This is a genomic window from Microcoleus sp. Pol1C5, assembly GCF_036701115.1.
Lineage (GTDB): Bacteria > Cyanobacteriota > Cyanobacteriia > Cyanobacteriales > Microcoleaceae > Microcoleus.
Genome location: NZ_JAUBQE010000033.1, coordinates 1 through 12,529, shown reverse-complemented (window position 1 = coordinate 12,529; position 12,529 = coordinate 1). Strand labels below are relative to the sequence as shown.

The 12,529-nt window shown below is 47.5% G+C and carries 9 protein-coding genes; 8 read left to right on the top strand and 1 reads right to left on the bottom strand.

Annotation, left to right across the window (positions count from 1 at the left end):
* The first annotated feature begins 147 nt into the window (after positions 1-147).
* Positions 148-1,440, top strand: coding sequence for a HEAT repeat domain-containing protein (locus tag QUA23_RS18690; RefSeq protein WP_333075887.1), 1,293 nt, complete (start codon positions 148-150; stop codon positions 1,438-1,440).
* A 112-nt stretch (positions 1,441-1,552) separates the two neighbouring features.
* On the opposite strand, the gene QUA23_RS18685 is transcribed toward QUA23_RS18690, so the two are convergent.
* Complete coding sequence (locus QUA23_RS18685) at positions 1,553-4,975, bottom strand: PAS domain S-box protein (protein ID WP_333075888.1); 3,423 nt, start codon at positions 4,973-4,975, stop codon at positions 1,553-1,555.
* Between the two features lie 591 nt (positions 4,976-5,566).
* Between QUA23_RS18685 and QUA23_RS18680 the strand changes: the two genes are divergently transcribed.
* The 7 genes from QUA23_RS18680 (at position 5,567) to QUA23_RS18650 (ending at position 12,357) form a co-directional block, all read left to right on the top strand.
* Complete coding sequence (locus tag QUA23_RS18680; protein ID WP_333075889.1) at positions 5,567-6,541, top strand: LysR family transcriptional regulator; 975 nt, start codon at positions 5,567-5,569, stop codon at positions 6,539-6,541.
* A gap of 93 nt (positions 6,542-6,634) precedes the next feature.
* Positions 6,635-7,699, top strand: a complete 1,065-nt coding sequence (locus tag QUA23_RS18675; protein ID WP_333075891.1) for an anthranilate phosphoribosyltransferase family protein — start codon at positions 6,635-6,637, stop codon at positions 7,697-7,699.
* A gap of 126 nt (positions 7,700-7,825) precedes the next feature.
* Positions 7,826-8,431, top strand: coding sequence for a molybdenum cofactor guanylyltransferase (locus tag QUA23_RS18670; RefSeq protein WP_333075892.1), 606 nt, complete (start codon positions 7,826-7,828; stop codon positions 8,429-8,431).
* Between the two features lie 70 nt (positions 8,432-8,501).
* Positions 8,502-9,677, top strand: a complete 1,176-nt coding sequence (locus QUA23_RS18665) for an aminotransferase class V-fold PLP-dependent enzyme (protein WP_333075893.1) — start codon at positions 8,502-8,504, stop codon at positions 9,675-9,677.
* A 423-nt stretch (positions 9,678-10,100) separates the two neighbouring features.
* On the top strand, positions 10,101-10,448 hold the full coding sequence (locus QUA23_RS18660; RefSeq protein ID WP_333075894.1) for a DUF6717 family protein: 348 nt from the start codon (positions 10,101-10,103) through the stop codon (positions 10,446-10,448).
* 14 nt (positions 10,449-10,462) lie between these two features.
* Positions 10,463-11,812, top strand: coding sequence for an LCP family protein (locus QUA23_RS18655; protein WP_333075896.1), 1,350 nt, complete (start codon positions 10,463-10,465; stop codon positions 11,810-11,812).
* 20 nt (positions 11,813-11,832) lie between these two features.
* The gene (locus QUA23_RS18650) at positions 11,833-12,357 is read left to right on the top strand and encodes a pentapeptide repeat-containing protein (protein WP_333075898.1); all 525 of its coding nucleotides are present in this window, start codon (positions 11,833-11,835) and stop codon (positions 12,355-12,357) included.
* Positions 12,358-12,529: the final 172 nt, after the last annotated feature.

The following is a 12,529-nucleotide window of genomic DNA, read 5'->3' as shown; positions in this document are numbered from 1 at the left end:
CTTTACTTCCATTTTACCAGTTATGATGGATTGACAAAAATGTTAAAAAATGGATAATTGTAGCAAAAGATTAGTAAAAAGTAGCACCCTCCCGCTCTGACCTAGCAGCAAAAAATCTCGCTTCTCGATCGAACTTAATTTAAAATTATGTATAATTTTTTACAAAAAGCGCAAGTCGCTGCCGATCACCAAAACTGGCCTGGGTTAGTCGAATGCTTGCAGCAAGTGACAGCCAAGGGCGGCAAGCCGCAGGAACAAGACATTTTAGAGCAAGCTGTCAGTTTAGCAATAGAAGCCTTAGAATGGGGCGATTTTCAAGACCGCTGGGAAATTGCTAAAGTATTGCCCAATCTGGGAAATGGCGCGATCGCACCTTTAATTGCCGTGCTCGAAGACGAAGACGCAGACACCGAGCCCCGGTGGTTCGCCGCCCGCATTCTCGGAAAGTTCGATCGCCCGGAAGTGATTCAAGCTTTAGTCGAATTGGTCAAAAATTCCGACGAAGAATTGAGCCAAATCGCTGCCGAAACCCTAGGGAATTTCGGCCCGACAGCCATAGAATCCCTCGCCACTCTCTTGCAGCAAGAAGACTCGCGACAGTTTGCCACAGCAGCACTCGCCCAAATTCGGCGCACCGAAACCATCCCGCCGCTGTTGAGCGTAGTCGCAGACTCTCAAGTTGCGGTGCGGGCAGCCGTAATCGCGGCCCTGAGCAACTTTCACGACTCCCGCATCCCGCCGGTGCTGGTAGCAGCACTCAAAGATCCGGCGACAGCAGTCAGAAAAGAAGCCGTGCGAGCTCTCGGCGCGCGCGCCTATTTAGACGCAGAATTAGATTTAGTTAACTTGCTCAAACCTTTGCTTTCGGACATTCGATTAGAAGTTTGTCAGCAAGCGGCGATCGCGATCGGGCGAGTCAAAAGCGATGCTGCAGCGGCTGCTTTATTTGAATTACTGCGATCGCCCACAACTCCGGCTGAATTGCAAATCGAAACTGTGCGCGCCCTAAGCTGGATGGAAACTGCAACCGCTTTAGCATATTTGCATCAGACATTAATGGCGCCATTTACTAACATAAATTCTAGTGTTTATCAAGAGATAGTCACTGTTTTAGGGCGAGTAGAAAAGCCGGGATTAAAAGCTATTGCTGCTGAAATTCTGATTGATTTGTTAAAAACAAATCATCCGGCAGTGCAGGAGGCAGTTAGCAAAAAATCTTTAGCTTTAGGTTTAGGAAAATTAGGAGATATGAGAGGGCTAGAGGCTCTTATTTCAATGTTGGGCGACGCAGACAGCAGCGTCAGGCTGCACTGCACGGCAGCCCTCAAACAGCTAGGCGCTGCCGAGGCCAAACAGCAATTAGAAAGTTTAGTTAAGCAAGAGAGCCTCGAACCAAGATTAAAACAAGGAATTGCGATCGCATTGCAGGAATGGCAATAAACCCAAGAGCGAGCGGATTTGCGGAAAACATTTAAATTTAGGGTGCGCCATAAGCACCTTACGTAGAACTTAAATATTGAATTGTGAACTCAATAACTGAAAAATCAAAACTTTAGCTCTGCTCAATTGGCAGCCGCACTCCGAAAGTCGAGCCGAGTCCTTCCCCAGGACTTTCGGCCCAAACCGTGCCACCGTGGAGTTCCACGAGATGGCGGACGATCGCCAATCCCAGTCCCAGCCCGCCGTAATTGCGCGTAGAAGTGCTGTCAGCTTGGCGGAAGCGATCGAACACAAAGGGCAAAAACTCCTTGCTGATGCCAATTCCCGTATCTCTGACAACGATCGAAACAGAGTGAACCGGAAACGGCCCAGACAACATGGCGCCACCCGCTGCTCCCGGTTCCCCATCCTCCGAGAGTGTGATTTCCACGCGACCCGACGGCGGCGTAAACTTAATAGCATTCGAGAGCAAATTCCACACCACCTGCTGCAAACGAGTAGCATCGCCCCTCACCAAGCTCACCCCTTCGGCACAAAAACTCACCAATTCAATTCCCCTAGCTTCAGCATCAGGGGTCAGCGCCTTCACCGCCGTTTCTACAATCCGCACCAAATCCACCGGGAACAGCTTCAAACACACTTTGCCACTCACAATCCGGGAAACGTCGAGCAAATCTTCAATCATCTGAGTCTGCAACCGCGCGTTTCGCTCAATAGTCTCCAAACCCACAGCCGTTTTTTCGGCACTCATCTGGCGCTGCCGCAGCATCTGCGCCCAGCCCAAAATCGCGTTCAGAGGCGTCCGCAACTCGTGAGAAAGCGTTCCCAAAAACTGGTCTTTAATCCGGTTGGCCTCCGCTGCTTCCCGGTAAAGCCGCGCATTGTCGATCGCCACCGCCGCATCCCGCGCCAAATCCTCCAGCAAAACCAAATCCTCCTGCCCGCAGCGGCGGCCCGACTCCCCGCACAGCAACGAAATCGCTCCCAGCGTCCGCCCGCGAGCGATCAGTGGCACGCAGATTGCCGACAGCACCTGGGATTGGGATCGCAGCACCAACTGCAGTTCCCTGTCGGGCACAACCGCCTCGATCACCCATTGCGGTATTTCTGGGTAGAGCTTCGACTCACCAGTCCGCAGCACCTTTGCTACTCCGTGCCGTCCCTGGGGGTCTAGTGGCATACGCCGATCGATTTGCCACAGCAGAGCAACTTTGCTCGGATCTGAGTGAGCAACTGCTTGCAAGCGGATCGAGCCGTCGGCATCGAGCAAATGCACACAGCACCAATCCCCCAGCGCCGGTACTGTTAAATCTGCCAAACCTTGCAGCGCCTTCTCGTAATCGAGGGAAGCCGACGACAGCAAAGCCAAAGCTTGAGCGCTAAAATAGGCTGTTTGGGCCAATCGCTGGCGATCGTCAATATCAGTACAAGTCCCGAACCATTTGAGAATTTTCCCCTCCGCGTCCCGCACGGGCAATGCCCTGCCCAGATGCCAGCGGTAAGCTCCGTCAGATGCCCGTTTAAAGCGGTATTCCACCTCGTAAGTCTTCCCTGTCTCCACCGAGGTCTTCCAGGTTTCTGCAGCATCTTCCACGTCATCTGGATGCAGGGCTAGCTGCCACCCCCAGCCTTGAGTTTCCTCTAGCGTCAAGCCAGTATATTCAAACCAGCGCTGGTTGTAGTAGTCGAGCCAGCCGTCGGCTCTGGCAGTCCAAACAATTTGCGGGATGGCTTCAGCGAGGACGCGGTACAACTGTTCGCTGGCTTCAGCTTGGCGACGGGCGGCCTGTTCCCGCGCCAATGCCCAATTCCGCTGTTCTTCGGCCTCTTTGCGAGCGGTGATGTCGCTAATCACGCCGATCCATTTGTAGGGATTGCCTTGTTTGTCAAGCACTGCTTTGCCTCGATCGATCCAGTGGAGCAAGCGGCCCCGCTGGCACTGAACGCGGTATTCCTGAAAAAATGGGGCGGCAGAACTGTCTGGCGCACTCAAATACAGATCGACCGCGGCCAAAACTCGATCGCGGTCGCTTGGATGCAAGATACTGTTCCAAGCTGCTCTTGTCCTCGGAAATCCGCCTTTTGCGTACTCCAAATGTTCGTCTACGTGACCGAACCACAGCACGATCCCGGTTTCGATATTCCATTCATAAATTAAATCACTGGCACTTTCGGCAGCAATCCGAAACCGCTCTTCAGACTGTCGCAGCACTTCCAGAAATTTAAAGCGTTCCGTCACGTCCAAAACCAGAGACAGTACCGATATCAACTGTCCAGAATCGCTGTAAAAAGCCGAATTGTACCACTCGCAGTGTACCAACGAACCCCACTTATTATAATTCCTGTTGCGAACTACATTGCAGCGATTTTCTGGTTTTTTTAAACTATAAATTGCCGATTCTACCTCTTCAAAATCCCCCTGATAAATAAATTTCCATTCGCTAAAATGCTTGCCTAAAACTTCTATTTTTTCCCAACCAAAAATCTTTTTAGCCGCCGGCGACCACCCACTAATCCGAAAGTTTTCATCCCACTCAATCACCGCTAGGGGGGTATTTTCAAAATGAGAAGTTAGTTTTTGCAGCGCCTCGCGCAGGGATGCTTCTACTTGCTTGCGCTTAGTAATATCCCCAAAAGAAATAGCAATGCCATCGCCCAATTTAACGGTCATAATCCGAAACCAGCCGACAATGCCTTCGCTGTTGTAATAAATCTCAGTTTCGAGGGGAATTCCTGTTTCTATAACTTCGACGTAACGGTCGAACAAATTGTTATCTTTATGGCCGGGCAGCACTTGCAGCAATCGCTTGCCGATTAATTCTTCAGGGGTACTCTGCTGAATTTTGGCCGCTGCGGGATTTACGTATTCCCATTCAAAATCCACAATTGTGGATTCGTCGCGGATGCTGCGGAACACGTTAAATCCGTCTAGAGATAATTCCTGAAAAACGCGGAAGCGTTCTTCGCTTTCTTGCAACTTGTCTACAGCGTCAAGCAGGAGTTCCTCGACTCGCTCGCGCTGTGTTATTTCTACAAGCAATTGCTGGTTAATTTGCTGGAGTTCGCTTGTGGGGGATGGGAAGGAATTTTTAATAGCAGAGTCGGCTTGCGGTCGATCGACCTTTTGGGTTAAGAGCGCCGTATGTGCTGGAAAAGAGGCCGCCCCAGCCAAAGACAAGACTTGAGAAATCCAGGGTATCAGGGACGCTACAGCCCACAAAGAGATGATAGCGGTCAAGGCGGCGATAGAACTTGACAGCCATTCGCTGGGATGCACCAGCATCCAAACTTGCATCAAGTGAGTTGTCCCGCCGCAGAAAAACCAGGCTCCCAATAGGAGAAACCCCTTGCTCAAAGGCACGTCCCGCTGCTTCCGGGCATAGTATGTCAGAATTGCTGGAATTGAATAATAAGCCAAGGCAATTAACAAATCGCTGACCGCGTGCAGTCCCATCAACTGGGGTTGCCACTGGCAACAGCCATCTTGGGGAATAAAATTGTGGTTAAATGACATAATCTTAATAAATGGCAGCATTTCGGCTTTCCTGTGCGATCGATCCTAGTTGCACTTGTGTTGCTGACCCGCTAATTTCTAGTTTATACACAAAAAAACATAAAACAAGAGTGACTTTAGTCGGGGGAGGAAAGTTCATAGCAGGCTTTAACCTGCCTGCAATATTCGTACATTTATTGAGAGGTTTAGGGAGAGTGAGGTACTATAATTCCCAAGGATGTACGAAATTCAATGCTATCTTTTGAATTCACAACTGACGTAAAAACAGATCAATTGAGCTCACGAGATGAAGGGATTAGTAGAGTGCAGTTCATTGAAACGGTTTAGCTAGAAGCTGGCAATATTCGATAAACTCATCTTTATTGAATCTATTTTTTGATAAGTTTGCCGATTCAGAAATCCTTTCAACATAGGAGAACCGACTTCTACTTGGAGGCTTAGAAATCCTGCCGGAGCAGATTGATGCTTGGAGCGTAGCATCCCCGCCTCTCGCCCCTGAATCAAAACTAATCTGTACCTGTATCAAAGTCTACTAAATTCTGCTACTAAATCGGTTAATGTCACAGATTATCTTCCAGTAAAATTTCTGAAACCATCTCGAATTAAACCTCCATGCGCTTAGAGCAGCTTCAAGCATTTCTTTCAGTTGCTGAAACTGGTAGCTTTCAGCAAGCGGCCCGGAAGTGTGGCGTTACCCAATCGACTATTAGCCGCCAAGTGCAGGGATTAGAAGCGGAAGTGGGTTTGTCGCTGTTTCACCGCACAGCCCACGCGAAACTGACTGTGGGAGGCGAATGCCTGTTACCTCACGCTCGCAAAATCTGTCAGACTTGGCGAAATGCTGCTGAAGAATTGGGAGACTTACGGGCGGGAAAGCAGCCGGAACTTTGCGTGGCTGCGATTCACTCGGTTTGCGCTGCTTATTTGCCGCCTGTGCTGCAAAAGTTTTGCCGCGACTATCCAGACGTGCAGTTGCGGGTGACTTCCCTCGGCAGCGATCGAGCTCTGAAAGTCCTCAAAGACGGTTTGGTGGACATAGCGGTGGTGATGAACAACCGCCATTTTACTCAAGCCCCGGAAATGTTGGTTGAGGTGCTCTACAATGAGCCGATCGAGGTGTTGATGGCCGCTAGCCATCCCCTGGCCGAGTACGATCGAGTACCTTGGTCGGAATTGATTTGTTACCCGCAAGTGGTGTTTAAGGACGGGTACGGAATGCAGCGGATGGTGCAAGAACAATTTGGACGCATCGGTGCTAAACTTCATGCTGTTTTGGAACTCAACACTCTTGATGCTTTTCGAGGTGTGGTGCGACAGGGAGAATTGATTGCTTTGCTGCCGCATTCAGCTTTGGTGGACGCGAAGGGCGATCGCACTTTAGCAATTCGGTCGATCGCCCAAGAGCGGTCAAATTCCAAGGTTTCGGCGATCGGTCAATTGGCCGCAGATCCCACTTGGACTCGCGAAGTGGTGTTGGTGACAACTCACGATCGAATGCAAATTCCGCCGATCGCCCATTTCTGGAATCTGGTACGCGAATTTGTGCCGCCACTTGATGTAATCAAGCTAGAAAAATCAGGCAGTTAATTAGATAATTTTGAATTGAATTTTGGGAATTTTAAATTTAAAACGATTCAAATATTACCAATTACTAACTACCAATTACTAACTTCAAAAGTTATGAGTGACGCATTTAGAGAATTGCTGCGAAAAATTGGCAGCGGAGTACACACAGGAGAAAACTTAACTCGATCCGAAGCAGCAGCAGCCACGCGGATGATGCTGCTGGGGGAAGCAACACCAGCTCAAATCGGAGCTTTTATGATTTCCCACCGCATTAAACGGCCCACCGGCGAAGAATTAGCCGGAATGCTCGATGCTTATGAAGAATTGGGCCCTATGCTTGCCCCCCCAAACCGAGAAAAAGGGTTTTCCGTCTCTACCGTGGCCGTGTTTGGCGTTGCTTACGACGGGCGATCGCGCACGGCTCCAATTAGCCCTTTAACAGCCCTTATTTTAGCCGCCTCTGGCGTCCCAAGCCTCATGCACGGGGGCGATACCATGCCAACCAAGGAAGGCATTCCCCTGATTGAAATTTGGCGCGGTTTGGGAGTAGACTGGAGAAAACTGACTTTAGAAAAAGTCCAGCAAGTTTTTGACAGTACGGGTTTAGGTTTTGTTTACCTTCCCCAACATTTTCCTCAAGCAGCGGCTTTAGTACCCTACCGCCGCGAAATTGGTAAACGGCCACCTTTTTCGACAATGGAGTTGATGTGGTGTCCCTGTGCCGGCGACGTTAACGTCATCTCCGGCTACGTCCACCCGCCCACAGAAGGTATGTTTCAAAAAGCCTTTGAGTTGCGGGGAATCAAAAATTATACCACAGTCAAAGGATTGGAGGGAAGCTGCGATTTGCCGCGCGATCGTACTGCGATTATCGGCATTGCTAAGCCGGACGCTGAGTTCGAGCGACTGCTTTTAGCCCACGGAGATTACGGTTTTAGCAACACAAATCCTGCCTTTGAATCAGCCTCTGAGTTATTTAAACAAATGCAGGAAGTGTTGTTGGGAAAACCCTCGGAATTGATGCAGTCCGCTATCTGGAACGGCGGCTTTTATCTGTGGCGCAGCGGAGTTTGTTTGGATATGAACTCGGGTTTGATTGAGGCCGAAACTTTATTAAGTAGCGGTCAAGTCGTGCAAAAACTTGAGGAAGTTAGCCAAGCCGTTAGTGTTTTGAGTTAAGAATGACTACTGACAGTTGACAGTTGACCGTTAACTACTGACTACTGACTACTAGACATCTCCAATAATTATTGTGGAACAGGCATCTTGCCTGTTCAAAACAGACAGTTCGATGACTACTGACTAATGACTAATCATAAAATTGCTGTAATTGTGCTTGCAGGCGGTCAAAGTTCGCGGATGGGTAGAGATAAAGCTCTGCTGGAAATTGAGGGCAAATCCCTATTGCAGCGGGCGTTGGAAGTTGCCGCAGTTGTAACCCCCGAAGTTTATGTTCTGACTGCTTGGCCCGATCGCTATCGATCGACCTTAACCGAAACATCCCAATTTCTGGTAGAGTACAATCCCGGCTCCGGGCCATTGGTTGCGTTGACTCAGGGATTGACAGAAATTGCCACCGAGTGGATTTTACTGTTAGCTTGCGATTTGCCTTTGTTGGATGCCCAGATTATTCAGAATTGGGCCAGTCAGTTAACTGAATTGCCCCCATCAACTTTAGCAGTTGTGCCTTATCAAAATTCGCGCTGGGAGCCTTTGTGCGGCTTCTACCGCCAAAAAGCTCTGCCCAGTTTGCAAAGTTTTATTGACAAAGGTGGACGTTCTTTTCAAGTTTGGTTAAATCAAATTCCCGCCATCCCTTTACCTGTAGGGGAACGAGAAGCAGTAATGTTATCGAATTGCAATACATTAGAAGAGTTTGAGAAATTAAAAGGTAAAATAGTTAACGGTTGACTGTTGACTGTTGACCGTTAACTGACTAATGACTAATGACTAATGACTACGGACTAATTACTAATTACTAATGATTAACGCATATTGGTTGCTCGATCGCGATATAACTTTTCTCAATCACGGCTCTTTTGGGGCTTGTCCGATTCCCGTACTGGAAGCGCAAACCATTTTTCGAGAACAACTGGAAAGAGAACCATTGCGCTTTTTACTGCGGGAATTTGAGCCCTTGTTGGATAATGCAAGAAATCAGTTAGCAACATTTATCGGTGCGGCTGAGGATGACTTGGTGTTTGTGCCGAATGCGACGACGGGAGTAAATGCAGTTTTGCGATCGCTCTGTTTTTCTCCGGGCGACGAATTGCTAACTACAAATCAGGAATACAACGCTTGTCGCAACACACTTAATTTTGTAGCCGAGCGTACAGGCGCTAAAGTAATAGTAGCAGAAGTTCCCTTTCCAATTGAGTCACCCGACCAAATTATTGAAGCAATAATTAAGTGCGTTTCACCGCAAACAAAGTTAGCCTTATTAGACCACGTTGTCAGCCAAACAGGCTTAATATTTCCCATCAAACAATTAGTCGGCGAGTTGGCTAACCGTGGCGTCGATGTATTAGTAGACGGAGCTCACGCGCCGGGAATGGTAGCCTTGAATTTAGATGACATTGGCGCGACTTACTATACCGGAAATTGCCACAAATGGCTGTGCGCGCCCAAAGGTGCGGGCTTTTTATACGTGCGGCGCGACAAGCAAGATGCCATTCGGCCAACTACAATCAGTCACGGTGCTAATTCGCCGCGCGCTGATAAATCGCGCTTTCAACTAGAATTTGACTGGATGGGAACAGTCGATCCTAGTCCCTATTTGTGCGTGCCTGTAGCTATTGATTTTATGGGTTCTTTGTTGAGTGGCGGCTGGCCGGAATTGATGGCGAAAAATCATACTTTAGCATTGGCAGGAAGAAAAATATTGGCGGACAAATTAGATTTGCCGCTGCCTTGTCCTGATGAAATGGTGGGTTCGATGGCTGTTGTGCCGCTGGCAGACTCCCCGTCTGATGTGGTTGCAAAGGGAGGAATTCCACCTTTGCAAGAGGCGCTGTGGGAGATTTTTAAAATTGAAGTTCCGGTGATTCCTTGGCCGGATGCTAGCAAGCAGTTGGTGAGGATTTCGGCACAGTTATACAATACTTTGCCGCAGTATCAATATTTAGCTAATGCCCTGGTTGAGCTGACGAGAATTTGAGCGGGAGCTTCCCGAAAAGAAACATAACACCCAACTACAAACAGTTATAGGTTTGTAGTTGGGGGATCGGTTCTCATAGTTGGGATGAAGACAGACTATTTGTCCTTACTATAAACGTAGTAAAGGTTATAAAAATAGGCATCATAAGAGTAAAAGTCCTGCAATGAGTCACGTTTATTCTTTGCATAATTGCATACTTTTTACCTAACTAAAAAAACTACAAAAATAGATCTAAAGCCCTATAGCCCTAAAATTCGCCCATCCGCCCAAACCAAATAAAATTTGTAAATAACCCGCGAAAAATTCTCAGTTAAAACAGGGTTGTCAAAGCGGATAGCGCACAACTTCCGCGCAACAGAATATAATGTATCCACACTTGCATTTTTGCAGACAAAAAAAAGGAAATGAAAAGAGGCGAATACCATGTCCAATGCCATGATGGTAATTTACCCCTATCGCGAACAGTACACCTGGGTTTTTGACGACGAGCGAGTCGGACTTGTCCGAGAACCATTTGTTCAGGGCGTCCCCGAAATGATTAACGTGCTCGTCGCAGACATTCCCAATGCCGCTCAAGGTTTCCGACTTTTATTTTCAGCCAATCCATTTCCCGGATATCAAGCAGAAATGCTGTGGTTGAAAGCAGAGTACGGAGGTAACTGGTATCGGTGGGAATCGAAAAATCTCGAAGGCTGGCTGTGTCCGGCTATGTTCAAATACTTTCCAGAAGCACCGCCCAAGTTTTACTGCAAAGCTGAAAAACTGCAATAACCAACAGCAAGTCAATGAAAAACTTGTCAATTTTTAAAAGAGACTTTGTTACACCAGTCGATCAAACCTCTCGAAAAAAGCCTAAATTCTTCCTGTACATAGTGGGGCTATTTTTCCTAGTTTTCACCGCCGCCATCTCAGCCACACTGGGGGCAATTACTGCCCTCTTAGCTCCCGTGGAACCCCCAATTATCAATAGAGTATTAGAGGCAACTGGCTTTGACTATCTATCCTCCAACCGCTCTGGATATCGCCTGTCGCGGTCAGTTAATATCTTGATATTGGGAATTGACGGCGTGCCTGAAGCTGCAGCCAATGGCCCTAAGATTTTTGAGGGCCGCAGCGATACAATACTCTTATTTCACCTCGATCCTAGAGATAAATCTATTAGTTTGATTTCTGTTCCGCGAGATACTAAAGTCGAAGTTCCCGGAATTCGCTTCAGCAAAATTAGCGAAGCCAATGCTAGAGGAGGAGCAGCTTTGGCGACGCGATTGGTTAGCAGTATGCTGAACAATACGAAAATAGAACGATACGTGCGAGTCAGCAGCAATGCGTTTCGGGAATTAGTCGATTTAGTGGGCGGAATTGAGGTATTTGTACCTCGCGCCATGTCGTATACAGATAGCGCCCAAAAGTTAAAAATAAACTTAGCCAAGGGATGGCAAACTCTCAATGGAGAACAAGCAGAACAATTTGCTCGATTTCGCAACGATGGTTTAGGAGATATCGATCGCATTCAGCGACAGCAATCTTTAATTCAAGCTATTCGGAACCGCCTCACAAGTCCATCAGTATTGGTGCGCTTGCCACAAATTGTGCGATTGATGCAAAAATATGTGGATACAAACCTAAATTATGAGGAAATATTGACGCTGGCAAATTTTGGTTTGCAATTGGATCGAGAGAATTTTAAAATGGTAATGTTGCCTGGAAGTTCTAGTTCAGAACAAGCCGATTTGAGGAGTTATTGGATTGTAGATGCGATCGGGCTGGAGCGCATTATGACACAATATTTCAACCAGAGCGTGGCGGATTTTGCACAAGGACGAGTTCGCAATCCAACGGAGTCCGTTTTGCCCAAAAACCTCAAAATATCTGTCCAAAACGCTTCTAGCAAAACGACAACCGCAAAAAACGTTGGTGAGTTTCTCACAAAAAAGGGCTTTTTTAATGTATCTGTAGTGCAGGATTCGCCCCAGAAAGAGCGTCAAAGTCAAATTATTGTTCAGCAAGGCGATTTAGAGGCAGCGAATCTACTGCAAAAAGAATTAGGAGGGGGTAAAATTGAAGCATCTTCTACGGGTGAAATCAATTCTGACTTGACGCTTCGCGTTGGCGAAGATTGGGTAAAGCGATTTTAATTAGTCATGAGTCAATTACCATGAGTGCAATATCTGTGAAAAGTGTTTTCAGAATTTTCCTGAGCCTGTTTGTAAGTTTAGTGTTGGCTTTGGGGTGGGTGCTGCTGAGTGCTACTCCGGCATTTGCCCTGCCGAAAACAAATATTAATTACACAAATATTAATTTGTCCGATCGCGATTTTTCCAACTCGAATTTAGCGGGGGGAACATTTGTCGCTGCTGAAATGCGGGGAACAAATTTTCAAGGTGCTGATTTAACTAATGCGATTCTGACTAAGGGAGTTTTACTAAATGCCAACTTATCAGGTGCTAACCTCTCCGGTGCTTTGGCAGATAGAGTTACATTCGATGGCGCTAATTTGACGAATGCTAATTTTTCCGAGGCAATTATGACTAGAACTCGGTTTTTTGATGCTGCAATTTCTGGCGCAGATTTTACTGACGCGATTATCGACGCTTATCAAGTAACTATCCTGTGCGAAAAAGCAGATGGTGTCAATCCCGTGACGGGAGTTCCTACCCGCGAAAGTTTGGGATGTCCCTAAATATTTACACTTACAGGAATTACACAAAAATGGGTTTTACGCGCTACTTATAGCGGTTACATTTATCGCGGTAAAGTGCGCAGTTCACACCCTACATAGGGCTTGCTGAATAAGTCCAAAAAACTCAAAAAAGTTCGAGCGCGCTATTGCCCGCCCACGCTCAACATAAGTT